The following is a 24436-nucleotide window of genomic DNA, read 5'->3' on the forward strand; positions in this document are numbered from 1 at the left end:
GGCCGCACCGCTGGCGGCCGCGGGCATGGCGGCGGCGCTGCTGGTGGTGGCGCTGCCGGTGACCGCGCTCGGTATGGACAATCAGCTTATGGCCGTGCAGGAGTACGCCCTGGACGCGGCGCTCTTCCCGGATCCGCACGATGTCTCCGCCAAGCACGACGATGAACTCCGCATCGCCGCCACCTTCCGCACCGAACGGCGGCTGGCCGACTATCTCGACGATCTGGACCTGCCGCCGGGTTCGGTGGTGATGGATACCGTGTACGGCTTCGCGGTGCTGGTCGCCTCCGACAAACCCGATCGTTTCGTCATCCCCTCGGATCGCGATTTCGTGCGGGTGCTGAACCGCCCGCTCGATCGCGGCGCGAAATACATTCTGGCGGTGCCCAATACCGGTCGCGGTAGCTCCGATGCGGTGAACCGGCGCTATCCGAGCATGTACGAGAACGGTGCGCAGATCGCTACCCTGGAACTGGAGATCCCCAATGACGGTGCCGGACAGCCGAACTGGCGGCTGTACCGGATCATCGGGAGCTGATCAGCCCAGGGTGCTGTGCTCGGCCACCACACGCCAGAGCGGATCATCCGGTCCGACATCGTAGGTGCACTGATCCAGCCGGGGGTCGGGGACATAGGCCCAGATGAGCGCGCCCGCGCTACCGGCCGCACGCTGCCCGTCCATACGACGGCCCATGATCTCGGCCCGCCGTTCCAGGCTGTCGCAGGAGCCCGCGTATTCGCCGATCTCCCCCACCAGCAGGGGTTTTCCGAGTGCGCGCGCCTGGTCCAGGCGGTAGGCCAGACCGTCGGCCGGGCCGCCCGGCAGTGGATTGCCGTCCTCGGTGTAGTCGTGAAACTCCACCACGTCCACATTGCGCGAGGCGCTCACCAGGCCGAATTTCTCGCCGGTGATACCGCATTGGCTGCCGCCGACGTATCCGGCGAAGATCAGCCGGCCGGGATCCTTGGCGCGCAGCACATCTCCGGCCTGATCCATGAAGGTGCGTAGCACCTCGGCGGCGTCGGCGGGGCAGGTGCGGTGCCGCAGATCGCAGCGGGTGCCATCGCAATTGCTGGGTTCGGGCTCGCCGACCAGCTCCCAACCGGCCAGCATCGGCGAGCCGCGCCAGCGATTCACCGCGGTGTTCACCCAGTCGCGGTAGCTCATGACCGAGCGGCCGGGGACCTCGACCGGCTTGGTCCAGCCGTCCACGTACCACTGTCGCTGTTTGAAGACCTCGTCCCCGCAGTCGCCGGTCTGCGCGGCCAGCACCGGCAGCACCGGGTGGCCGTACTTCTCGGCGGCGGCGAAGACGGCGTCGGCGGGCTTGAAGTTCAGCTCCCCGGTGTCCTTGTTCAGCACGAACGCCTGGAAGAGCGAGAAACGGGTGAGGGTGTTCGGGGGCAGGACGCGGAAGAACTCGTCCAGATCCACCTCCGCCCCACAGCCGAAATTGACCGCGTAATCGGTGGCGAGCTGCGGGCCGTTGAAACCGCTGGGCCACCACGGCTGTCCGTGCCAGCGCAGTCCGGCGGGGGTGGCGGTCACCGCGGCGGGCGCGGCCGGTGCACCCTCGGGTTGCGGTATGCCCCGGGCGATTCGGGGTGCCGAGGTGCTCACCACCGAATGCGGGCCGCTGTGCCCGCACGCGGCGAGCAGGCTGACGGCCGCGAGCGCGGCCAGTAGTCGAGCGCGCGGGAAGGGCACCTCGGATATCCTCTCCGGTCCTGATCACGGCTGCTCTTCGCACCATACTGCCGTGATCAGCGAAATCCGGGGAGGCTCAGCTCGCCAGACAGCCCGGGCCCAGCAACGCTTTGAGATCGCCCATGAGCGCCGAGGAGGGTGAAACCCGCAGGTTGTCAGCCACTTTCAGCACGGTGGTGCGCTCGCGGGAGCCGACGTGCTTGATCAGGACATCGGCGGTGCCCGGATGGCTGACCAGCACCCGCTTGAGCGCGCCGATCTTGTCCGGGGTGCACAGGCGGGTCGGAATGATCACCGACAGCGGTTTCTCCACGCCGATATGCGAAAGGTCCGGCACGATCAGGTCGTTGGCGATGAGCGAGATTCGGTCGTCGCGCGCGGAGACGCGGGCCTTGACCAGCACGATGGCGTCCTCGGTGACATCCATGCCGTACACCGAGTAGGACTGCGGGAAGAACAGCACCTCGATACCACCGCTGAGGTCTTCCAGCTGCGCCGAGGCCCAGGCCAGACCGTTCTTGTTCACCCGGCGGGTGACGCTGGCGAAAATACCGCCGATGGTGACCTGCTGGCCGTCCTTGACATCGCCCTCGAGAATCGTCGGAATCGCCGTATCCGATTGCGCCGCAAGCACATGCTCGACGCCATTGAGCGGATGCCCGGAGACGTACAGGCCCAGCATCTCGCGTTCGAGGGCGAGTTTGTGCTTGGACTCCCACTCCTCGTCGGGCACCTTCACATTGAAGACGCTGGCCATGGAATCGTCATCGTCCAGGCCGCCGAAGAGGTCGAACTGGCCGATGGCCTCGGCCTTCTTGGTCGACATGACCGCGTCGATGGCATCGGAGTGCACCAGCAGCAGACCCTTGCGCGGATGGCCGAGCGAATCGAAAGCGCCTGCCTTGATGAGGGATTCGGTGACCTTCTTGGAGCAGGCCGTCGCGTCGATCTTGTTCAGGTAGTCGGAGAAGTCGGTGAACTTCGACTTCTCCTTGCGGGCGGCGATGATCGAGGAGACCACATTCGCGCCGACGTTGCGGACCGCGCCCATACCGAAGCGGATATCGCCGCCCACGGAGGCGAATTCGATCTCGGACTCGTTCACATCCGGCGGCAGCACCTGGATGCCCAGGCGGCGGCAGTCGGCCAGGTAGATGGCGGCCTTGTCCTTGTCGTCACCGACGGAGGTGAGCAGACCGGCCATGTACTCGGCCGGATAATTGGCCTTGAGGTAGGCGGTCCAGAACGAGACCAGGCCGTAGCCCGCGGCATGCGATTTATTGAACGCGTACCCGGCGAACGGGAGAATGGTGTCCCACAGCGCCTTGATGGCGGGTTTGGAGAAACCATTGTCCAGCATGCCCTTTTCGAAACCCTCGAATTCGGCTTCCAGGACTTCGGCCTTCTTCTTGCCCATGGCGCGGCGCAGAATATCGGCTCGGCCGAGCGAGTAACCGGCGACCTTCTGCGCGATCTGCATGATCTGCTCCTGATACACGATCAGGCCGTAGGTATCGCGCAGAATGTCCTTCAGGGGCTCCTCGAGCTCCGGATGGATGGGTTTGACCTCTTGGCGACCATTCTTGCGGTCGGCGTAATCATTGTGCGCGTTCATGCCCATGGGGCCGGGGCGGTACAGCGCGAGCACGGCGACGATATCCTCGAAGCCGGTGGGGATCATGCGGCGCAGCAGATCGCGCATGGCGCCGCCGTCGAGCTGGAAGACGCCGAGAGTGTCTCCGCGCGCGAGCAATTCGTAGGTGGCGGGATCTTCCAGCGGCAGCGTGTCCAGATCCAGGTCGATACCGCGGTTGTTCTTGATATTGAGCAGCGCGTCACCGATGACGGTCAGGTTGCGCAGGCCCAGGAAGTCCATCTTCAACAGGCCGATGGCCTCGCACGACGGGTAGTCCCAGCCGGTGATGATGGCGCCGTCCTGGGCGCGCTTCCAGACCGGGATGGCGTCGGTGAGCGGTTCGCTGGACATGATGACCGCGCAGGCGTGCACGCCCGCATTGCGGATCAGGCCCTCGAGGCCGCGGGCGGTCTCGTAGATCTTGTTGACGTCCGGGTTGGTATTGATGAGCTCGCGGACCTCGGCGGCCTCTTTGTACCGCTCGTGTTCGGGATCCATGATGCCCGAGAGCGGAATGTCCTTGGCCATGATCGGCGGCGGCAGCGCCTTGGAGATCTGGTCGGCGATGGCGAAGCCGGGCTGGCCGAACTGCACGCGTGCCGAATCCTTCAGCGCCGCTTTGGTTTTAATGGTACCGAAGGTGATCACCTGGGCGACGCGGTCGCTGCCCCACTTCTCGGTGGCGTAGCGGACCATCTCACCGCGGCGGCGATCGTCGAAGTCGATATCGATATCGGGCATGGAGACGCGCTCGGGATTGAGGAAGCGCTCGAAGAGCAGCCCGTGCGGAATCGGGTCGATATTGGTGATGCCCATGGCGTAGGCGACCAGTGAACCGGCGGCCGAACCACGACCGGGGCCGACATTGATGCCGACCGAGCGGGCGTAGTTGATGAGGTCGGCGACGATGAGGAAGTAGGCCGGGAAGCCCATTTCGATGATGACGTCGAGTTCGAATTCCGCACGCGGAATGTAGTCGCCCGGAATGCCTTTGGGGAAGCGGCGCTCCAGGCCCAGCATCACCTCGCGGCGCAGCCAGCTGCCCTGGGTCTCGCCCTCGGGGACCGGGAAGATCGGCATCCGGTCGCGGTGTTCCCAGACATCGTCGTACGGCTGCACACGCTCGCCGATCAGGACCGTATTGTCGCAGGCCCCAGGGACTTCCGCGTCCCAGATGGCGCGCATCTCCTCGGCGGACTTGAGGTAGTAGCCGGAGCCGTCGAATTTGAAGCGGGTCGGGTCCGAGAGGGTCTTACCGGTCTGGATGCAGAGCAGCGCCTCGTGATTGGCCGAATCGGACTCGTGCACATAGTGGCAGTCATTGGTGGCCAGCGGCGGGATGCCCAGCTGTTTGCCGACCATGAGCAGACCCTCGCGCACCCGGCGTTCGATGGACAGGCCGTGGTCCATGATCTCGAGGAAGAAGTTCTCCGGACCGAAGATCTCCTGCCATTTGGCGGCGGCCTCGAGGGCCTCGCGCTCCTGGCCCAGGCGCAGGCGGGTCTGCACCTCGCCCGAGGGGCAACCCGTGGTGGCGATGATGCCCGCGGCGTGCTCGGCGATGATGTCGGCGTCCATACGCGCCCACTTGCCGAGCTGACCCTCGATGGAGGCGAGGCTGGAGAGCTTGAACAGGTTCCGCAGACCCTGCGCGTTCTCCGCGACCATGGTCATATGGGTGTACGCACCCGAACCCGAGACGTCATCGCTCTTCTGCGAGGGGTCGCCCCACTGCACGCGCTTGGTGTTGAAACGCGATTCGGGCGCGATGTACGCCTCGATGCCGATGATCGGTTTGACGCCGAGCTTCTTGGCGGAGTTGTAGAACTCCGAGGCGCCGTACATGTTTCCGTGGTCGGACATTCCGACGGCGGTCATGCCCAGCCGTTTGGCCTCTTTGAACAGAGGCGTGATCTTCGCCGCGCCATCGAGCATCGAGTACTCGGTGTGGTTGTGGAGGTGAACGAATGATCCCGACGACGACACGTCACGATACCTTAGGTGCTCCCACCGACAAGTAACGACTCGACCCTCCGACAGCGCCGAGGCAATCTCGATCGTCGGCGTGCCGCGCCTCAGCGTGTCGTGACGAGAGTCACTCTGGGAGTTGCGAAGCCGGCGCGGAATCGGACGCTTCGAGCGGTTCGCCCGCCTGCGCGCGCGACAGCGCAACGGTCGCAACGCACATGACGACGACCGCCACCAGCACGCACGCGGTGCCCACCGGACCGCTGCGCAGGCGCTCGTCCAAGACCGTGATTCCGACGAACGCGGCGACGAGCGGTTCGGCGATCGTGAACGCCGGCAGACAGGCCGCGAGCGAACCCGCTTGATAGCCACGCTGTTGCAGATAGACGCCGCCGACCCCGGTGGCCACCAGCACGTAGATCTCCCAACTGGTGAGCGCCGTGCTGATCCCGTGCCCGAACAGCCTAGTCACATTCGCGGTCAACGCCGCCGAAACACCCACCAGCGTGCCGCCCGCACCACCGAGCAGAAGTGCCCGCAGCGCAGGCGTTTTCACCACCCGCGCTCCCAGGACACCCGCCGCCACCACCCCGAACACCAGACCGAGCGGCAGCACCCACCGATGCCACGGCGCGGTGTCCAACCCCTCGGTGGGGTCGCCGACGATCAGGAAGATCGCCAGCGCCGCCGACAGCGCCAGCGCGTTCGCCCACATTCCCGGCGTCGTCCTGCGCCCGCTGTAGCGCGCCGCCATCGGCAGCGCGAACACCAGCGCACTCACCAGAATCGGCTGCACGATCAGCACCGACCCCAACGCCAGCGCCGCCACCTGGAACGCGAATCCCCCACCGTCCCCGATCATTCCGGCCCACCACGTCGGACTCCTGATCAGCGCCCGCATCAACCCCTGATCCTGCGGCACCTCGGACGCCGCCCGCTGCTGCGCCACCGCCGACACCGCGAACAGCAGAGCCGCGACGAAGGCACAAATCACCGCACCGAGAGGAAGTTGCACGCCCCCAGTCTGCCGTCCGGCCCCGCTCCCCGAACGGCGGGGCCGGGCGCGCGGCGCTCAGGCGGCCCGCGAAGCCGGGAGTTGGGTGGTGCGACGCGCGGATCGGGCGCCCCGCACCACCAGCGGCAGCACCCATGCCGAGGCGAGTTGATCCGAGGTGAGCGCGGAGAGCGAGAGGCGGTTGTGCACGAAACCCACCGAGAGGCCGCGGTTCGGGTCGGCCCAGCCGAAGGAGCCGCCGAGGCCGATATGACCGAAACCCGCTCTGGCGCCGGGGATGGGCAGGGAGTGGTAGCCCATGCGCCACATCATCGGGATGTACATCAGGGCGTGGTCCAGCCCGAAGGTCTCGATATGGCGCATCGCCTTCACGGTGGCGGGGCTCAGGAAGCGACGGCCCTGGGACATACCGCCGTTGGCGAGCGCACCGTAGAGGGTGGCCAGGCCGGTGGCGGTGCAGACGCCGTTTCCGGCGGGCAGTTCGGTATCCAGGATGGGCGGGGTGTCACCCTCGAGGAACTCCTCCAACCCGGGCAGGAACAGGGCGCGAGCCGCCGCGCCCAAAGCGCCGGGGAAAGAATAGGAACGGCCCAGCACCAGCGAGACGTACGTGGTGCCGACGAAGGCGAGGCCACCGCCGTGCAGGGTGGCGGCCGTGGTCGCCGAGGTGGCGGGCGGACGGCCGAGGTGGATGCCGTCGGTGCCGAGGGGTTCGGCGATCTCGGTGCGGAAGAGTTCGGCCATACCGCGGCCGGTGACCGCGCGCGCCAGACCGGCCAGCAGCCAGCCGTAGGTGAGGGCGTGGTAGGTCGGAGTGCCCAGCAGGTGATCTGGTTTCGCGGCGGCCAGGCGCTGTTCCATCAGGCGGTGGTCGAGGATGTCGTCCAGGCCCGCGGCGATGGCGGGGAGGCCGGACAGACCCGCGCGGTGGGAGAGCAGGTGCCGCACGGTGATTCGCTCTTTGCCATTGGCGGCGAACTCCGGCCAGTAGGCGGCGACGGGAGTGTCGTAATCGATGAGACCGCGGTCCGCCAGGCGGTGGATGACCGTCGCGGCAATGCCTTTGGTGGCCGAGAAGACGACCGCGCCGGTATCGGCGGTCCACGCGGTGGCGGGGGCGGAGTCCCCGGTCCAGATCTCCACCAGCGGGGTGCCCCGCAGGTGCACGGTGAGCGCACCGCCCGAGCCGGGCCGACCACCCATCAGGCGGGCGAAAGTCCTTACCAGGGGGCCGAATTCGGGTGTCGCGTAACCGCCCACACCGGGGGGAAGATCCGCGAGATCGGGGGCGGCGGCGACGGTGCTCATCGACCCACGGTACGACCCGGACAGCTGTCCGGGCAATGGAATGAGCCGGAGAGTTACCGGTCATGGCGCAGAGGTTATTTCGGGTGTCGAATCGGTAATGCGCATGTGACCCGCGCGTAGGCTCGGCACCATGCGTGCACTGCGTTCGCTCTCGCTGGGTCTGTTCGTCGTGCTGGCCCTGGTGGCGGCGGGTTGCTCGGATTCGAAGACCGAGACCTCACCGGTGATCGGCGAGTGGAACGGGAAGATCGAGATCCCGGATCACCCGCTCGAGGTCGGGGTCGCCTTCACTGCCGACGGCAAGGCCACCATCGATATCCCGACCCAGGCGGTGGTGGGCAAGAACCTCACCGATATTCGCACCGGTAGCGCGGACATCGCCTTCGCGATCCCGGATTTCCCGGGCGCACCTGCGTTCAAGGGCACATACGACAGGCCCTCCGACAGCATCGCGGGCGATTTCACCCAGTCCGGGCAGAGGGTGCCGCTGCGCCTGACGCGCGGCCGGCTCGCGTCGATGGCGCGCCCGCAGGAGCCGAAACCGCCGTGGCCGTACCGGTCCGAGGAGGTCAGCTACCGCAGCGGTGATCTCACCATCGCCGGAACGCTGACCGAACCGGAGAGCGCCGGACCGCATCCGGCGGTCGTGCTCGTCACCGGCAGCGGTGCGCAGAATCGCGACGAGGAACTGCTGGGGCATAAGCCGTTCCTGGTGCTCGCGGACACCTTCACCCGCGCCGGGTATGCCGTGCTGCGCACCGACGACCGGGGCGTCGGCGGCACCGGCGGTGATCTGTCGCAGTCCGACTACCGGCAATTGGCCGACGATATCGGCGCGGGAATCGCCTTCCTGCACGGCCGTTCGGAGATCGACGCCGCCCGCATCGGTCTGCTGGGGCACAGCGAGGGCGGCTACCTGGCACCGCTGTACGCGGCGCGGCCGAACAGCGGTGTGGCCTTCGTGATCATGCAGGCCGGGCCCGCGGTCACCGGCGCGGACGTGCTGCTGGAACAGAATCGGATCATCGCGACCGCACAGGGCGCGACCCCCGAGCAGATCTCCGAACAGCTCGCCTATGTCTCCGGACTGGTCGATATCGTGCGCACCGGCGATCTGGCGGCCGCCAAGAAGTACGCGACGCAGCACAATGACGGCCTGCCGCCCGAACGCAAACAGTCCGAGGCCGCCATCGACGAGCTGGTGTCGCCGTATATGGCCGCGCTCATCAATTATGATCCGGCCCCGGCGCTTTCGGCGCTGCGCATTCCGGTGCTCGCGGTGTACGGGACCAAGGATGTGCAGGTTCCGGCGGCGCAGAGCGAGGGACCCGCACGCACGCTGCTGGCCGCCGATCCGGATGCCACCGTGCACGTCTTCGACGGGCTCAATCACCTCATGCAGCCCGCGGGATCCGGGCTGCTCACCGAGTACGCCGCCATCGGGACGACCGTCGATCCGCAGGTGCTGGACTTCTACACCGCCTGGCTCACCCAGCGCTTCGCACCGCGGCGCTAGTCCTGGCGTGGCACGTATTTCACTGGGAGAGTGACCGATATGGGCATCTACGAGAACCACGTCCTGCCCCGCATCGTCGATCTGTCGTGCGGGTCGGCGATGCTCGATCCGGTGCGCGAGCAGACCTGCGAGGGTCTGCACGGCCGAGTCGTGGAGATCGGTTTCGGATCGGGACGCAATGTGCCGTTCTATCCGGGCGCGGTGGCTTCGGTGACGGCGGTGGAACCGGTCGACACCGGCTGGCATATGGCGGGCAAACGCCTCGCCGCCGCAAAGGTCCCGGTCGAGCGGTCCGGACTGGATGGACAGTCACTGCCGTTCGCGGACAACAGTTTCGATTCGGCGCTGTCCACCTGGACGCTGTGCACCATTCCCGACGCGCGGGCCGCGCTGGCGGAATTACGGCGGGTGCTGGTGCCCGGCGGCACTTTTCACTTCGTCGAACACGGACTCGCACCCGACGCCGGAGTCCAGAAATGGCAGCAGCGCCTGAACCCGATGCAGCGGACGCTGTTCGGCGGTTGCCACTTGAATCGCGATATTCGCGCCATGATCGAGAACGCGGGCTTCGAGATTCGCGAGGTGGATCGGTTCTACGAGAGCAGGACCCCGAAATTCCTGGGCGCGCTGTCACGGGGCGTGGCGATCTCGGTGTGAGAGCGCCGACGCCCCGTTCCGGAGACTACTTCTCCGGCCAGCCGCCGTACGGAACGGTGATCAGCTCCAGGTAGTGGCCGTTGGGGTCGGTGAAATAGATACCGCGGCCACCGTCATTGTGGTTGATCTCGTTCACGCCCTGCCTACGCGGATCCGCCCAGTAGGTGAGTCCGCGCTCCCGGATCTTGCGGTAGGCCGCATCGAATTCGTCCTCCGAGACCAGGAAGGCGTAATGCGTGGGGTGAATGCCGCCGGGAATATCCGGCGGGCTGTTCGCGAAGTCGAAGGTGACGCCGTTGTGCACCGGCAGTGCGATGAACGGTCCCCACTCCGCCCCCACCTCCAAACCAAGGATGTCCGCCCAGAATTCGGCGGTCTCCCGATTGTCCTTGCTCGCGACAATGGTGTGGTTGAACTGAATAGTTATGGGAATTCTCCTGTGTCCGTGGCGATCCCGACCCTGGACCGGTGCAAGTCGGCCGACAGGAGCACCGCCACGCCTTCGAAGCTAGCCAATGAACGGACGATCCGCCAACCATCCTGTGACAGGCGTCATAGGATGGTTGGCGGATCAGCTAACTTCGGGACAGGCTACTTCTGCGCCGACGCCGAGGCCGAGAAGGTGCTGAGCAGGCAGATCACGCTCTGCGGGAACTGCTGGATGCAGACGGTGCCCGCCACGTCGGCGTTCTGCGTCGGAGCCTGGTCCAGCGGTACGGCCGAGGCGGTGGCGACGGCGGCGAGTGGCGCGAGCAGCAGGGCGCTCGCGAGGACTCCGGCACGGAAACGATTGCGCATGAGGGTATTTCCTTCCTTGATGACTATCGATCTCAGCGTACGGGTCCGGCGGAGTACTCCTGCTCGGGACGACCGGTGCTGCCGTAGCGCAATTGCATGCGCACCCCGCCGGTGGCGACCAGCGCGGCGAGATAGCGCTGGGCGGTGGCGCGGGAGATGCCGATGGCGGCCGAGACCTGCGCGGCGGACATCGGGGCGGTGGCGCTCTGCACGGCTTGCAGCACAAGGTCTTTGGTGGGCGAGGCGACCGTCGCGGACTGGGCCGGGGCGCCGCCCGCGGTGGCACTGGGGCGCAGGGCGAGCAGGGCGGCGTCGACCTCGGCCGCGTCGACCTCCGGACCGGCGAGAATACGGCGGTAGCGGGCGTATCCGGCCAGTCGGGCGGCGAGCGCGGCATGGTTGAACGGCTTCACCAGGTATCCGAGCGCGCCGGCGGCCAGCGCGGCCCGCACCGTCTCGGATTCGGTTGCGGCGGTGAGCATCATGGCGTCGAACCGGATCTCGCGCACCAGCTCCACCCCGGAACCGTCCGGCAGATAGACATCGACCAGGGCCAGATCGAATGCCGCGCTTTCGATCTCGGTCCGCGCGGCGGCCAGGGTGTTGGCGACCGCGCCGACGGTGAAGCCCGGCAGCGCCGCGACGATTCCGGCGTGCATATTGGCCACCCGGAAGTCGTCGTCGACCACCAGCACATTCAGCTCTCCAGCACCCACGCCGGTTCTCCCTCGGTCAGTACACCCGGCAATCGGGCAATGAATTCCGCACCCCGCAAAGGCTTTTCGGCTCCGATACCACCCGCATGCCCCAATCGCACGTCACCGTCGCGGGCCCGGGCGACCTGCCGGGACAGCGCCAAACCGACACCGCGCCCGCCGGGCGCTCCGGTGTCGGCGCGCGTGGAAACCCCTTCGGTGAATATCGAATCCACCAGGTCGGCCGCGACGCCCTCACCGCTGTCTGCCACGGTGAGGTGCAGTGTCTCACCCTCTTGAACCAACTCCACCTCGACGATCTTCCCCTCCGAATCCCGGGCGGCCTCGATGGCGTTGTCGAGCAGGTTGCCCAGGACCGTCGTGACATCCACCGGCGCGGCGAGATTCGCGGCGACCCAGGTATTGGGACCGAGGCGTAATCGCACGCCCTTTTCGCGGGCGTGCGCGGCCTTGGCGGCGAGGAAGGCTTGCAGATACGGGTCGGTGACCGCGTCCATACCGGGCAGGGCCGCGCCGAGGGGGCCGGAGCCGAGCAACTCCCCCAGGTAGACCGCGGCCTCGTCGGGGCGGCCGGTGTGCAGCAGGCCACTGAGCAGGTGCAGGCGATTGGCGAATTCGTGGCGCTGGGCGCGCAGCACGGTGCTCAGGGAGCGGACCGCATCCAGTTGGCGAGTAAGGGATTCCACATCGGTGCGGTCGCGCACGCTCAATACCGCGCCGAGCGGGCGGCCCTCGCGCGTGACGGCGCGGGCGGTGACCACGACGATGCGCGCGCCGACCGCCGCCTGTACCGGTTGTCCGTCCGCGGCCCGGAAGGCCCGCACCACACGGGGAGTCAGGCCGATCGCATCGATATCCGCACCCGGCGCGGCGGTGACGCCGAGCAGTCGGCGGGCCTCGTCATTGACGACCGTGACGCGCCAGGCGGAGTCGGCGGCGACCACGCCCTCCCCGATGCCGTGCAGCACCGCGTCCTGTTCACGCACCAATTCGGCGAGTTCGGACGGCTCGAGGCCGAGCGTCAAACCGTGCCAGCGACGAGCCAGCAACACCGATCCGGCAATGCCCGCGAGCAGTGCGCCACCGATCAGGAGACCGGCACGGCGCAGATCGTTCAGCAGTTGTTCGCGCACCGCCTCGGTGGAGATGCCGACGCTCACCTCGCCCACCACGCGGCCCGTACCCCGTTCGAACACCGGCACTTTGGCGCGCACGGATTCACCGAGGGTGCCGTGTTCGCGAATCACCACCTCGGCTCCGGCGAGCACCTTGGACGGGTCGGTGCTGACCATCTCGCCGAGCCGACCGCGCTCGGGATGCGCCAGGCGTATGCCCGCGTCATCGGTGATGACCACGAACAATGCCCCGGTGCGCACGCGCGCGTCACCGGCGATCCGCTGCAATTCGCCCGCGGCGAGCTCATCCTCCAATTGCGGTCCGGGTCGCAATGCGAGATTGGCATAGCGCGCGACCTCGGTCCGCACCTCCGGATCCGAGGCGACGGTCCGCGCGATGGCAAGGGCCCTTTCGCCGTACTCCCCCGAGAGCCGCTGTCCGCTGACATACGCGAAGACGCCGAAGGCCAGGCCCAGGGTCAAGCCGACCACCGCGACCTGCAACAGCACGATCTGGGTTCGAAGGCGAACCGAGCGGGGGCCGAGCGAGAACACCCGCGACAGGATAGACAATGCTCCGCAAACCCATGAGCAGAATGCACGAAACGTCCGAATTGCCACTTGTGCGGGTAGCGCACACAAGGGGGTCCGGTGTGACCCGGGACACGTAGCTTCTGTCCAACGCCGCAGAGACGCGGCAGGGACACAGGAGTAGTAGTGACCGATCCACTCATCGAGCACAGCGGCGGGCCGCTTATCGAACACAGCGGCGGGCCGATCATCGAGCACAGCGGCGGGCCGCTCATCGAGCACAGCGGCGGGCCGCTCATCGAGCACCCGCTCATCGAGCTGAGGGGCGCGACCAAGCGCTTCCCGGGCACGAACGGTGGTATCCACACCGCGGTGCGCGACCTGAACTTCGCCGTCGCCCCGGGCGAATTCGTCGCCGTCGTCGGCCCCACCGGCTGCGGCAAGTCCACCACGCTCTCCCTGGTCTCGGGCCTCGAGCCCGCCTCGGCCGGGCGGACCCTGGTGCGCGGCAAGGATGTTCGCGGTATTCCGGACGGCGTCGGCTATATGTTCCAGCAGGACGCGGTGCTGCCGTGGAAGTCGGTGCTGGACAATGTGGCGCTGGGCCCGGAGTTCCGGGGCGTGCCCAGGAAGCAGGCGCGCGAACGCGCCGCCGAATGGGTGCGCACGGTCGGCCTGGCCGGATTCGAGGGCTACTACCCGCATCAGCTCTCCGGCGGTATGCGCAAACGCGTTTCGCTTGCGCAGACCCTGGTCAACAATCCCGAGATCATTCTCATGGACGAGCCGTTCAGTGCGCTCGATGTGCAGACCCGCCAGCTCATGCAGGACGAACTGCTGCGCGTGTGGTCCGGGACCAATGCGGCGGTCATCTTCGTGACGCACGATCTGGAGGAAGCCATCGCCCTGGCCGACCGGGTGGTCGTCATGACCGCCTCGCCCGCGACGGTCTGCGGTGATTTCACCGTCACCCTGGAGCGCCCGCGCAATGTCGAACAGGTGCGGCTCACCGAGGAGTTCCGCGACCTCTACCGCGAAATCTGGGAAACGCTGCGCGATCAGGTCGATGCGGCACGCAAGAACGGAGCGGCTCGTGTCGCATGATGTCATGACCGAGATCGCCAAGGGCGCACCGGAATTCGAGGCCGAGACCGAGGAGCAGATCCTGACCCGGGTGCGCAATCAGGCGCGCCGGGTCACATTGCGCACCTGGGGCCTGCGGGCGCTGCTGGTGGCGCTGTGGCTGGGCTCGTGGGAACTGACCGCCTCGCTGTGGATCGATCCCTTCTTCTACTCCAAGCCCTCGCTCATCTGGGACCGGCTCTACGAATGGTTCACCGAGGGAACGCAATTCGGCTCCATCTGGTTGCAGCTGTTCACGACCGTGCAGGAGGCCGTGCTGGGCTTCGTCATCGGCACCGTGGCCGGTGTGGTGCTGGGTGTGCTGCTGGGCCGCAGCCGCTACTGGGCGGATGTGCTCGCGCCATTCATCAAGGCGCTCAACGCCGTTCCGCGTATCGTGCTGGCCTCACTGTTCATCATCTGGTTCGGCCTGGGGCTCAGTTCCAAGGTGGCCACCGTGGTGGTGCTGGTGTTCTTCGCGGTGTTCTTCAACGCCTTCACCGGTGCGCGTGAGGTGGACGGCAATGTGATCAACAATGCCCGCATTCTGGGCGCGTCCAAGCGACAGGTGCTCACCTCGATCGTGCTGCCGAGTGCGACCACCTGGATTCTGTCCAGCCTGCACACCGCCTTCGGCTTCGCGCTGATCGGTGCGGTGGTCGGTGAATACGCCGGAGCCAGTAAGGGTTTGGGTCTACTCATCTCCAATGCGCAGGGCACCTTCGACGCAGCGGGCATCTACGCGGGCATGATCGTCATCACCGTGGTGGCGCTGGTCGCGGAGTGGATCATCGGCGTGGCCGAGGGTCGATTGCTGAAATGGCGTCCCTCGCAGGCCGGCGCGGGCCACGGCGGGATGTGAGCATGCGCTACCGCAAGAGCCTGGCGCTCATTCTGCTCGCCGTCTCCTCACTGCTGCTGGCCACCGGCTGTCGTGATTCGCGCACCATTCCGGTGGCGAACGGGCGACCGCAGATCACCATTATGGTCGGCGGCCTGGAGAAGGTGATCTACCTGCCCGCCATGCTGACTCAGCAACTGGGCAATTTCGAACGCAATGACATCGATGTGAAACTGCTCGGCGAGCAGTCCGGCGCGACCGCCGAGACCGCGCTGCTCACCGGCGATGTGCAGGGTGTGGTCGGGTTCTACGACCACACCATCGATCTACAGGCCAAGGATCAATGCCTGCGCACCGTCGTCCAATTCGCCGATGTACCGGGCGAAGTGGAGCTGGTCTCCAAGGCCGACGCGGGAACCATCCGCTCCCCCAAGGATTTCCGGGGCCGGAATCTGGGGGTCACCTCGTTGGGCTCCTCCACCGACTTCCTCACCCAGGCCCTTGCCGGGCAGGAAGGATTGCAGACCTCGGACTACACCCGGGTGAAAGTCGGTGCGGGACAGACCTTCATCGCCGGTATGAACCACGACGGCATCGACGCGGGGATGACCACCGATCCGACCGTCGCCAAGATGGTCAGCTCCGGTGATGCCCAGGTGCTCATCGATATGCGCAATGAACAGGGCACCCGCGCCGCGCTGGGCGGGCTGTACCCGGCGGCCTCGCTCTACATGCGCTGCGAGACCGTGGACAGCCATCCCGAGATCGTGCAGAAGCTGGTGACCTCGTTCGTGCAGACGCTGCAATGGATCAAGGCGCATTCGCCGCAGGAGATCGCGGCCAAGATGCCGTCGCAGTACGCGGGCGGCGATCCCACGCTGTACGTCAAATCGGTCGGCGATTCGATCAGCATGTTCAATGGCGACGGCCTCATGAAACGCGAAGGGGCCGAGAACGTGCTGCGCATCCTCGGCCGGTACTCGCGCAATGTGAAGCCGGTGCGCGACCGCATCGATCTCGATGCCACCTACACGAATCAGTTCGTGGAGCAGGCGCTGAAACCCGGCGCGCAGTAGTCCATTTCGGTAACACCCCGGGCGACCGCGCATCCGATGAGGGGATGCGCGGGTTCGCACGGGGTGTTCTCAGGCCAAACGGGCGTCCGGCCCGGCGCTCGACGCGCGATTCCCAGTGCGGCGCTCTCGCTTTCCGCGCGCGATCTCGGTGGCCAGGGCATCCATCGGCTGGGCGAAGGGTTGTACGGTCAGCGCCGTCAGCCAATGCCGGGCCGCTTCCGTCGCGGCCGGATCGACGGCATGGATCCGGCGGGTGCCCTCGGCCCGCACGGTGAGCAGTCCGGCATCGCGCAGCACCCTGAGATGCTGGGAGACGCCGGGCTGCGAGATCGAGGTGAATTCCTGCACCGCGGCGACTATCGCCCCGGCGGGCAGCTCCCCCGCGCCCACCAGTTCGAGGATGAAGCGGCGCACGGGATCGCCGAGCGCGTCGAAGATCTTCGCCGGAGCGGGTTCCATCAGGACTCCGTACTGTCCTCCGGTGCGGCACTGCCCTCCGGTGCCACGGTGTAGAACTCGATCGTATTGTCCCGGGCCGCACCTTTATATAAGTTGCAGCTTATATTCCCAGCGGTGCGTTGGTGCGCCGCTAACCTGCCGGCCATCTCGCGATGCCATCGTGACCTCGTGCGGAAAGTCATGCCCGATACCTGGTTCCACCGGCTGTGCACGGGTATCTCCGAACGCCTGCCCTTCGGGCTGGAACGGCTCGCACCGCCCACCTTCGTGGGCTATCTGCTGGTCAGCGCGGTGTGCTTCGCCTCGGATATGGCTTTGCTGACCGTTCTGCACGGCACGCTGCGGGTGCCGCTGCCGATCGCGATCACCGCGGGCTACATCACCGCGTTCGGGTTGAGCTATCTGCTGAACCGGACGCTGAACTTCGCCTCGCACGCCGCGATCGGGCCGCAACTCGCGATCTACGTCGTGGTGGTCGCGGTCAACTATCTGGTCTTCATCCTCGGGGTCACCAGCGGACTGGCCACCCTCGGGCTGGAGTATCAGCTCGCACGGGTGGCGGGCGGGATCGGCGAGGGCCTCTATATGTACGCGGCCATGCGCTGGCTGGTCTTCCGCGGTGCGATGTACCGGGAGTGACTCAAATGGTGACGGCGGCGGCGCGGATGGCCGAGTAGACCGACCGGCTCGGCCAGGAGCGAATCTCGAAGCGCTCCGGGCGCATTCCGCGCGCGGGCCGCAGACCGAGCAGATTGACGACCACCTCCGAGGGCACCACGAAATCGCCGAGAACGGTGTTGTCCTCGGCGAAGCGCACGAAGGAGATGCAGTCTGTCCGGGGTAGCAATACGTCGAATTCGCCCTCGACCCAGGTGGTGAGGGTGAGCGCGTCACGACCGCGATCCACCAGCAGCGCCTCGGGGGCGAAGGCGGGAGCCAGGCCGTAGGGCTCGAATCCCGTTCCGTACCCCTGCGATTCGTTCAAGGCCCGGCGCAGCGCGGCGGTTTGCGGTGCGTAGGCGTCGACGGTGAGCGCGCAGCGGGCGCGGACCGCGGCCGGAAGGCAGGGGTGCGGGCCCGCGCGATCGAAGGGCACCACCCGGCCCCGCTCATCGGTCGTATAGCCTTGCGGGGACAGCGGATTCGCGGCCGTCTCGTAGAGTTCGGCGACATCGGCGAAGACGCGCTCGAGTAGATCCGGTTCATCGGCGACGAGCAGCAGGCTGTCCTGATCGGGCATGAAGGCCACCGCGCGCCTGCCCCGATGGCCCATCCCGGAGAGCCATTCGGCGAGCAGCGGCAGTGAGGTGGCGTAGCCGTCGCTGTCGATCATGCGCAGATACGGACCCGTCACCGGCCCGACCGATGCCGCGGACGCGGCCAGATTGGCCCGGGCCACCGCGAAGACCCCATCCGGCGGAACTCCCCAGTGGCGCACCAGATTCGAGTCGACGAACGCGCGCTTGTCCGGCAGATCCACCACCACCAATTCGTCGATGAACGGGAAGATCTCACGGCGCAGCAGACCGTCGCCGGAGGGTCCGGCGCGATAGCCGATCGGGCGCAGCACCGGGCGCAGCGACGCCTGGACCCGGGACCATGACGACACCTCGCGGCGGTCGATACCGAGGTTGCCGGCGTTGCCGCCCTGACCATTTCGCGCACCCACCGCCACACCCTAAGGCGATCGGCGCGAGTCCGCTCTGCCCGAATACGTCGCCAATCGGCCAGTGACCGCGACGGGCGCTATCGCGATTTCGATTGTGCGCGACGGGCGTACGCACGGGCGGCGCGCACCCGGTCGCCGCAGCGGGTGGAGCACCAGTGACGACGGCCGTGCCGCAGCAGATAGCGATTGCAGGGAGCCGAGTCACACGGGGTGAGGTATTCGGCGTCGGGGCCGGTGAGCAGGTCCGCGGCATCCGCGGCGAGGGTGGCGAGGGCGCGCTGGAGGATTTCGTCGGGCGGGCAGGCCGCCGCTCGATGCGGGCCGTCATGCTCATCCCACAGCAGCAGGGCCGCGGTCGGGATACTCGTCAGGGCGCTGTTGACGGCGGAGAGCGCGGTGGGAACGGGCGTCAGTCCCGCTGCTGGGTCAGGTCGTCGGATTCGTGCTCAGCGCAGCGGATCTGCCCACGGTGTACGTCAGCGGCGACAATGCCTCACTCGAGGTGGTGCGGGAGATCGCCGATCGCTGCGGCACCATCGACACCGCCATCCTCTTCGCCGGAGCGCCGCGCATCCCGGCCCTGTTCGACGGCGCGACAATCGTTTTCGACAGCGCGCAGGCCGCCGAGGCCGCCCGCATCCTCGGCGCGCGCCGGGTGGTTCCGGTGCACTACGACGGCTGGGCGCACTTCACCGAGGGCCGCGCCGAATTGGTGGCCGCCTTCACCGCCGCCGGTCTGGCCGATCGCCTGGACCTGGGCGAAGTGGGGCCCGCGTGACGACTCCCATGGCGGCCCCGGTGCCGGACGCGCATCCGGCACAGCGCCGGATTCTGATCGTGCTGGTCGCCGCGCAGGTGCTGAGCGGGGCGGGGCTGGCCGCCGGGGTGACCGTCGGAGCATTGCTCGCGCAGGACATGCTCGGGTCCACCGGGCTCGCCGGACTGCCGAGTGCGCTGGGGACCGCCGGGTCCGCGCTGGCGGCGATCGCCGTGGGGCGGATTTCGCAGGCACGGGGTCGGCGGCGCGGGTTGGCGACCGGGTATTCGGCCGGTGCGGTCGGCAGTGCCGGTGTGATCGCGGCGGCCGTCGCGGACAATATCGTGCTGCTGTTCGCCGCATTGTTCATATACGGCGCGGGGACGGCCACCACTCTGCAGGCCCGTTATGCCGGAGCGGATGTGGCCGCGCCCGCGCATCGCGCCCGGGCGGTGTCGACCGTGCTGGTGGCGACCACGCTGGGCGGGGTGATCGGTCCCAATCTCACCGGGCTTACCGGCGATCTCGCACGCGCGCTTGGTATTCCGTACCTGACGGGGCCGTTTCTGCTCGCCGGGGTCGCGTACGGATCGGCGGCGGCGGTGCTGGCCGTCTGGCTACGCCCCGATCCATTGCTGTTGGCCCGCACCATGAATGACGAAGGCGGTGCGGCCGGGACACTGCGGCCCCGCGCGTCAGCCGGGGCATCATCACCCCGCGAGGCGGACCCTCCGGGGCGGCGACGTTCCGGCGTTCTCACCGGTGCGCTCATCATGGTGGTGACCCAGCTGGTCATGGTGGCGATCATGACCATGACGCCGGTCCATATGCACGATCACGGGCACAGCACCGCCGCCGCCGGGCTCGTCATCGGTATCCATATCGGGGCCATGTACCTGCCCTCACCGCTCACCGGCCGGCTCGTCGACCGCTACGGTCGACTGCCGATCACGGCCGCCTCCGGGGTGATACTGCTGGCCGCCGGGATCATCGCCGCCGCATCGGACGACTCGCTCATCCCGATCACCGTGGCGCTGGCGCTGCTGGGGCTGGGCTGGAACTTCGGCCTGATCACCGGCACCGCGATCATCACCGATGCGGTGCCCCTGGAGACCCGAGCCGAAACCCAAGGGCTGGTGGATGTCTCGATCGCCCTCGCCGGTGCGACCGGCGGTATGGCCTCGGGTGTCGTCGTCGCGGTCGCGGGCTTCCCGCTGCTGGCGCTGGGCGGCGGCATTCTCGCGCTGGCGATCGTGCCCGCGGCCCTACGCGCCGGTGGCCCGCGCTGCGGCGCGGGTCCGTAGGTGGCGAACGAACAGGCCAGAATGAGCGCGATCCACGGCGGGCGGCCGTAGTCAACGGTCAGCACGATGACCGCGCTCGCACCCAATGCCAGTGCGACCCACTGCACCCGGCGCAGCCGCTCCCGAAAGATGAGGACGCCGAACGCGACCGTCACCAGCGGATTGACGAAGTAGCCCAGAGCGCACTCGACCACCTGCGCATTGATGACGCCGTATACGCAGACGCCCTAATTGATGGACAGCGCAAGCGAAGCCGCCGCCGCGAGCCGCCAGGTGCGGGCGTCGATACCGCGCAGTTCGCGCAGTCGTCCCGCCGCGAACAGGGCCGGCAGCGCCACAGCGAGGTTCCAGAGAATCCGTTCGGCCAGCACCTCCCCCGGATTCGCGAACGTCAGCAGTCCGAAGAAGGCCGGGAACAAGCCCCACAGGAGATAGGCGGCGAAGCCGAAGGCGATACCCACCTGGTTGCCGGTGTATCTCCCGCGCCCGGCGCTGGACGGTTCGGCCGGACCTGCCTCGGCGTCAGCGGGACCCTCTGACACCCATCGACGTTAGCTTGCGCAACGACCGAGCGACTATCGGACATCCGCCCCGTAAGTCCGCTTTGCCGACGCGCGCACGGCCCACCTGCGGAAACTCGGTTAATGACAAGCAAACCTCTAGGCTGTCGATCATGTCGATCACCGCACAGGCAGCGACACCCGCGACGGGCCTCACCTCCGCGGAGGTGGAGCAACGACGCCGCGACGGGCTCACCAATGATGTTCCCGAGCGGGCCTCGCGCTCGGTCCGGGACATCGTCAAGGCGAATATCTTCACGCGCATCAACGCGATACTCGGCGTGCTGTTCATTCTGGTGCTGGCGACCGGATCGATTATCGACGGCATGTTCGGTTTGCTCATTATCGCCAACAGCGCGGTCGGCATCATTCAGGAGGTTCGCGCCAAGAAGACCCTGGACCAGTTGGCCATTTTCGGCCAGGCGCAGCCGGTGGTGCGGCGCGACGGCAAGGCCGCCAAGGTGGCACCGCAGGAGATCGTGCTCGGCGACATCATCGAACTCGGGCCGGGCGATCAGATCGTGGTCGACGGCGAGGTCATCGAAGCCGAACTCCTCGAGGTCGACGAATCACTGCTCACCGGTGAGGCCGATCCCATCGACAAAACCGTTGCGGGACCGGTCATGTCGGGCAGTTTCGTGGTCTCCGGCAGCGGCGCGTACCGGGCCACCAAGGTCGGCAAGGACGCCTACGCCGCCAAGCTCGCCGATGAGGCCAGCAAGTTCACCCTGGTCAATTCCGAACTGCGCAACGGTATCGACACCATTCTGAAAGTCATTACGTACCTGCTGATTCCGGCGGGACTGCTGTCGATCTACAACCAGCTGGTCTCCAGTAAGGAATCCTGGCGGCCCGCCGTCAACGGCATGGTCGCGGCGCTGGTGCCCATGGTCCCCGAGGGCCTGGTGCTGATGACCTCCATCGCCTTCGCGGTCGGCGTGGTACGCCTCGGGCGGCGGCAGTGCCTGGTGCAGGAGCTGCCCGCCATCGAGGGTCTGGCGCGCGTGGACGTGGTCTGCGCGGACAAGACCGGCACGCTCACCGAGAACGGTATGCGGCTCAGCGAGATTCGGCCGGTGAGCGCGGACGGTGTAGCCGAGGGGCTGAAACTCTCCGCCGCGAACGACGGTTCAGCGCGGACTGCCGCACCCGCGTCGGGTGGCGAATCGGCTACCGGCGCTGACGAATTGGCCCGCGTGCTGGCGGCCATGGCGTCGGATGATCCGCGGCCCAATGCCAGCGTGGCGGCCATTGCCGAGGCACTGCCGAATACGCCCGGCTGGAAGCCCAGCGGCATCGCGCCGTTCTCCTCGGCCAAGAAATGGAGTGGCTTCTCCTACGGCGAGCACGGCAACTGGCTGCTCGGCGCACCGGACGTACTGCTCGATCCGAACTCCGAAACCGCCGCCGTCGCACAGGATATCGGCGCGCAGGGGTTGCGCGTCCTGCTGCTCGCGAGCAGTGACCGACCGGTCGACGCCGCCGACGCGCCGGGTCAGGTGACACCGGCGGCGCTGGTGGTGCTGGAGCAGCGGGTGCGGCCCGACGCCAAGCAGACCCTGGACTACTTCGGATCGCAGCACGTCTCCACCAAGGTCATCTCCGGCGACAATGCGGTCTCCGTGGGCGCGGTCGCGTCCTCGCTCGGCATGGCGGGCGGCGCGGATCCGGTGGACGCCCGCACCCTGCCGAGCGATCAGAACGAGCTCGCCGATGTGCTCGAACACAAGACCGTCTTCGGCCGGGTGCGCCCGGATCAGAAGCGCGCCATGGTCTCCGCGCTGCAATCGCGCGGGCATACCGTCGCCATGACCGGTGACGGTGTGAACGATGTGCTCGCGCTCAAGGATGCCGATATCGGCGTGGCCATGGGCTCGGGCAGTCCGGCCACCCGCTCGGTGGCGCAGATTGTGCTGCTGGACAACAAGTTCGCGACGCTGCCCTATGTGGTGGGCGAGGGCCGCCGGGTGATCGGCAATATCGAGCGCGTCTCGAATCTGTTCCTCACCAAGACCGTGTACTCGGTGGTGCTGGCCTTCCTGGTGGGCATCGCGGGGATCGGCTCGCAGATCTTCCATTACAAGGCGATCGGCTATCCGTTCCTGCCCCGGCATGTGACCATCGCGGCGTGGTTCACCATCGGCATTCCGGCCTTCATTCTGTCGCTCGCGCCGAACAATGAGCGGGCGCGCACCGGATTCGTCGGGCGCGTGATGCGATTGGCGATTCCGTCCGGGCTGGTCATCGGCGTCATGACCTTCATCGCGTATCTGATCGCCTACAAGGGGCCCGATGCGGGCGAGACCGCCAAGGTGCAGGCGGGCACCACCGCGCTCATCACGCTGCTGATCATCGCGGTGTGGGTGCTGGCCATCGTGGCGCGGCCGTGGAACTGGTGGAAGATGCTGCTGGTCGCGGGTTCCGTTGTGGGATACCTGATTCTGTTCGCGGTGCCGTTCACCCGGCACTTCTTCAAACTCGATCCGAGCAATATCGCCCTGACCACCGCGGCGATCGTCTGCGGTGCGATCGGCATCGTGCTGGTCGAGGTGGCGTGGTGGGTGAGCGCGAAATCGCAGGGCGAGACACCGCATCTGCTGCCCGGCGCGCCCGGCGAAAAGGACTGATCCCGACCGTATTCCGGGCTACGGCGGCGGCGCACCGACTCGGTGCGCCGCCGCTTTCATAACATCCAAACTGGTCGCATGGTTTGGCTCGCCGGTGAACTGCCTTGTCCGGGACGTTCTTTGACTCGCGAGGTACCTTGGGCCGCATGGAGGTCCTGCTGCACCAGATCGACGCGTTCGCGGACGCACCGTTCTCGGGCAATCCCGCCGCTGTCATGCCGCTGCTGTCCTGGCTGCCGGATGAGCTGCTGCAACACCTCGCCGAGGAGAACAATCTCGCCGAGACGGCCTTCTACACCTCCGCGCTACCGCCCGACGCCGGTGCCGCGCCGGACAATTCGCCCGCATACCATCTGCGCTGGTTCACCCCCGCCACCGAGGTCGACCTCTGCGGTCATGCCACGCTCGCCGCCGCCGCGCAGATTCTGGACGATATGCATCCCGGGGCGGACCGCGTGCACTTCTATACCCGCAGTGGCTGGTTGCGGGTGGATCGCGATCGCGATGATCTGGTGCTGGATCTGCCCAGCGCCGCCTCGGTGGAGATCGATGTGCACGAACAACTTCCGCGGACACTGGCCAAGGCGCTGGGGGTGCGGCCGCTGCGCGCCTACGCCGGGGTCGACGTGGTGCTCATGGTGACCTCCGAACATGAAGTGCGCGAGGCGAATCCGAACTTCTCCGAATTCCCGCGCATGCACCGCGGGGCCATTCTCACCGCCGCCGGGGAGGAAGCCGACTTCGTCTCCCGGTTCTTCGCACCCGGACAGGGCATTCCCGAGGATCCCGTCACCGGCTCCGCGCACGCGCAACTCATGCCGCTGTGGAGTCGTGAGCTCGGGCGCACCACGCTTTCCGCCCGCCAGCTCTCCGCGCGCGGCGGGGCGCTGCGCTGCACCCTCAGCGGCGACCGCGTCCGATTGGCCGGGCGCTGCCGCCGCTATCTGGACGGCGTGGTTCGCCTGGCGGACTGAGGCTTTCGGCGCGGGGGCCGCACGCGAACCGGTGCCGCCCTCGTCATCCCCGCGCGGTGGTAGCCGGGATGCGCACCAC

At 67.3% G+C, this 24436-nt stretch carries 21 protein-coding genes and 2 pseudogenes; 10 read left to right on the plus strand and 13 right to left on the minus strand.

Annotated features, from left to right (window positions below; translation table 11 throughout):
- Nucleotides 1-538: pseudogene (locus NA10_RS37490) on the plus strand (ABC transporter); the annotation flags it as partial.
- Here NA10_RS37490 and NA10_RS07180 read toward each other — a convergent pair.
- The 5 genes from NA10_RS07180 to NA10_RS39750 all read right to left on the minus strand — a co-directional run bounded on the left by NA10_RS07180 (nucleotide 539) and on the right by NA10_RS39750 (nucleotide 9343).
- Entirely contained in the window at nucleotides 539-1708 is a 1170-nt protein-coding gene (locus NA10_RS07180) for a glycoside hydrolase family protein (RefSeq protein WP_084514391.1), read from the minus strand.
- 76 nt (nucleotides 1709-1784) lie between these two features.
- Nucleotides 1785-5330, minus strand: coding sequence for a DNA polymerase III subunit alpha (dnaE, locus tag NA10_RS07185; protein ID WP_084514392.1), 3546 nt, complete (start codon nucleotides 5328-5330; stop codon nucleotides 1785-1787).
- A 109-nt stretch (nucleotides 5331-5439) separates the two neighbouring features.
- Complete coding sequence (locus NA10_RS07190; RefSeq protein ID WP_067564945.1) at nucleotides 5440-6327, minus strand: DMT family transporter; 888 nt, start codon at nucleotides 6325-6327, stop codon at nucleotides 5440-5442.
- Nucleotides 6328-6384: 57 nt separating this feature from the next.
- On the minus strand, nucleotides 6385-7635 hold the full coding sequence (locus NA10_RS07195; protein ID WP_067564950.1) for a serine hydrolase domain-containing protein: 1251 nt from the start codon (nucleotides 7633-7635) through the stop codon (nucleotides 6385-6387).
- 217 nt (nucleotides 7636-7852) lie between these two features.
- Nucleotides 7853-9343: a hypothetical protein gene (locus tag NA10_RS39750; protein ID WP_507763260.1), complete on the minus strand. Its 1491-nt coding sequence runs from the start codon at nucleotides 9341-9343 to the stop codon at nucleotides 7853-7855.
- On the opposite strand from NA10_RS39750, the gene NA10_RS07205 reads away from it, so the two are divergent.
- The gene (locus NA10_RS07205; protein WP_507763259.1) at nucleotides 9251-9808 is read left to right on the plus strand and encodes a class I SAM-dependent methyltransferase; all 558 of its coding nucleotides are present in this window, start codon (nucleotides 9251-9253) and stop codon (nucleotides 9806-9808) included. The genes NA10_RS39750 and NA10_RS07205 overlap by 93 nt on opposite strands.
- A 25-nt stretch (nucleotides 9809-9833) precedes the next feature.
- On the opposite strand, the gene NA10_RS07210 is transcribed toward NA10_RS07205, so the two are convergent.
- From NA10_RS07210 to NA10_RS07225, 4 genes are all read right to left on the minus strand, one after another.
- The gene (locus NA10_RS07210) at nucleotides 9834-10235 is read right to left on the minus strand and encodes a VOC family protein (RefSeq protein WP_067564956.1); all 402 of its coding nucleotides are present in this window, start codon (nucleotides 10233-10235) and stop codon (nucleotides 9834-9836) included.
- 164 nt (nucleotides 10236-10399) lie between these two features.
- Complete coding sequence (locus NA10_RS07215) at nucleotides 10400-10606, minus strand: hypothetical protein (RefSeq protein ID WP_067564958.1); 207 nt, start codon at nucleotides 10604-10606, stop codon at nucleotides 10400-10402.
- 32 nt (nucleotides 10607-10638) lie between these two features.
- Complete coding sequence (locus tag NA10_RS07220; protein ID WP_067564960.1) at nucleotides 10639-11322, minus strand: response regulator; 684 nt, start codon at nucleotides 11320-11322, stop codon at nucleotides 10639-10641.
- Nucleotides 11304-12992, minus strand: coding sequence for an ATP-binding protein (locus NA10_RS07225; RefSeq protein WP_067564961.1), 1689 nt, complete (start codon nucleotides 12990-12992; stop codon nucleotides 11304-11306). Before NA10_RS07225 ends, NA10_RS07220 begins: the two co-directional genes overlap by 19 nt.
- 162 nt (nucleotides 12993-13154) lie before the next feature.
- Between NA10_RS07225 and NA10_RS07230 the strand changes: the two genes are divergently transcribed.
- Genes NA10_RS07230 through NA10_RS07240 form a run of 3 tightly spaced genes read left to right on the plus strand, consistent with a single transcriptional unit; the run spans nucleotide 13155 to nucleotide 16007 of the window.
- Complete coding sequence (locus NA10_RS07230; protein WP_245677080.1) at nucleotides 13155-14072, plus strand: ABC transporter ATP-binding protein; 918 nt, start codon at nucleotides 13155-13157, stop codon at nucleotides 14070-14072.
- Between the two features lie 4 nt (nucleotides 14073-14076).
- Nucleotides 14077-14952, plus strand: a complete 876-nt coding sequence (locus NA10_RS07235) for an ABC transporter permease (protein WP_067565376.1) — start codon at nucleotides 14077-14079, stop codon at nucleotides 14950-14952.
- Nucleotides 14953-14954: 2 nt separating this feature from the next.
- Entirely contained in the window at nucleotides 14955-16007 is a 1053-nt protein-coding gene (locus NA10_RS07240; RefSeq protein ID WP_067564962.1) for an ABC transporter substrate-binding protein, read from the plus strand.
- A 69-nt stretch (nucleotides 16008-16076) separates the two neighbouring features.
- Here the strand turns inward: NA10_RS07240 and NA10_RS07245 are convergent, their stop codons facing one another.
- Nucleotides 16077-16466, minus strand: a complete 390-nt coding sequence (locus tag NA10_RS07245) for an ArsR/SmtB family transcription factor (RefSeq protein WP_067564964.1) — start codon at nucleotides 16464-16466, stop codon at nucleotides 16077-16079.
- Between the two features lie 168 nt (nucleotides 16467-16634).
- Here NA10_RS07245 and NA10_RS07250 point away from each other — a divergent pair, with 168 nt between their 5' ends.
- Nucleotides 16635-17105 (plus strand): GtrA family protein, encoded by a 471-nt coding sequence (locus tag NA10_RS07250; protein ID WP_245677081.1) that lies wholly within the window; start codon nucleotides 16635-16637, stop codon nucleotides 17103-17105.
- Nucleotide 17106: 1 nt separating this feature from the next.
- Here the strand turns inward: NA10_RS07250 and NA10_RS07255 are convergent, their stop codons facing one another.
- Together NA10_RS07255 and NA10_RS39440 are read right to left on the minus strand one after the other, a co-directional pair.
- Nucleotides 17107-18135 (minus strand): DUF1444 domain-containing protein, encoded by a 1029-nt coding sequence (locus NA10_RS07255; protein ID WP_157556171.1) that lies wholly within the window; start codon nucleotides 18133-18135, stop codon nucleotides 17107-17109.
- Nucleotides 18136-18212: 77 nt separating this feature from the next.
- Entirely contained in the window at nucleotides 18213-18575 is a 363-nt protein-coding gene (locus NA10_RS39440; protein WP_084514415.1) for a CGNR zinc finger domain-containing protein, read from the minus strand.
- On the opposite strand from NA10_RS39440, the gene NA10_RS07260 reads away from it, so the two are divergent.
- Nucleotides 18557-18913, plus strand: a complete 357-nt coding sequence (locus NA10_RS07260; protein ID WP_373862345.1) for an MBL fold metallo-hydrolase — start codon at nucleotides 18557-18559, stop codon at nucleotides 18911-18913. The two genes, NA10_RS39440 and NA10_RS07260, sit on opposite strands and share 19 nt — an antisense overlap.
- An 8-nt stretch (nucleotides 18914-18921) precedes the next feature.
- Complete coding sequence (locus tag NA10_RS07265) at nucleotides 18922-20196, plus strand: MFS transporter (protein WP_067564970.1); 1275 nt, start codon at nucleotides 18922-18924, stop codon at nucleotides 20194-20196.
- Here NA10_RS07265 and NA10_RS07270 read toward each other — a convergent pair.
- Nucleotides 20190-20657, minus strand: a pseudogene (locus NA10_RS07270) (EamA family transporter); the annotation flags it as partial. The gene NA10_RS07265 and the pseudogene NA10_RS07270 sit on opposite strands and share 7 nt — an antisense overlap.
- Before the next feature lie 212 nt (nucleotides 20658-20869).
- On the opposite strand from NA10_RS07270, the gene NA10_RS07275 reads away from it, so the two are divergent.
- Both NA10_RS07275 and NA10_RS07280 read left to right on the plus strand, forming a co-directional pair.
- On the plus strand, nucleotides 20870-23383 hold the full coding sequence (locus NA10_RS07275) for an HAD-IC family P-type ATPase (protein ID WP_067564973.1): 2514 nt from the start codon (nucleotides 20870-20872) through the stop codon (nucleotides 23381-23383).
- Nucleotides 23384-23529: 146 nt separating this feature from the next.
- On the plus strand, nucleotides 23530-24357 hold the full coding sequence (locus NA10_RS07280) for a PhzF family phenazine biosynthesis protein (RefSeq protein ID WP_067564974.1): 828 nt from the start codon (nucleotides 23530-23532) through the stop codon (nucleotides 24355-24357).
- Nucleotides 24358-24436: the final 79 nt, after the last annotated feature.

Source organism: Nocardia acidivorans NBRC 108247 (genome assembly GCF_001625085.1).
Classification (GTDB): Bacteria; Actinomycetota; Actinomycetes; order Mycobacteriales; family Mycobacteriaceae; genus Nocardia; species Nocardia acidivorans.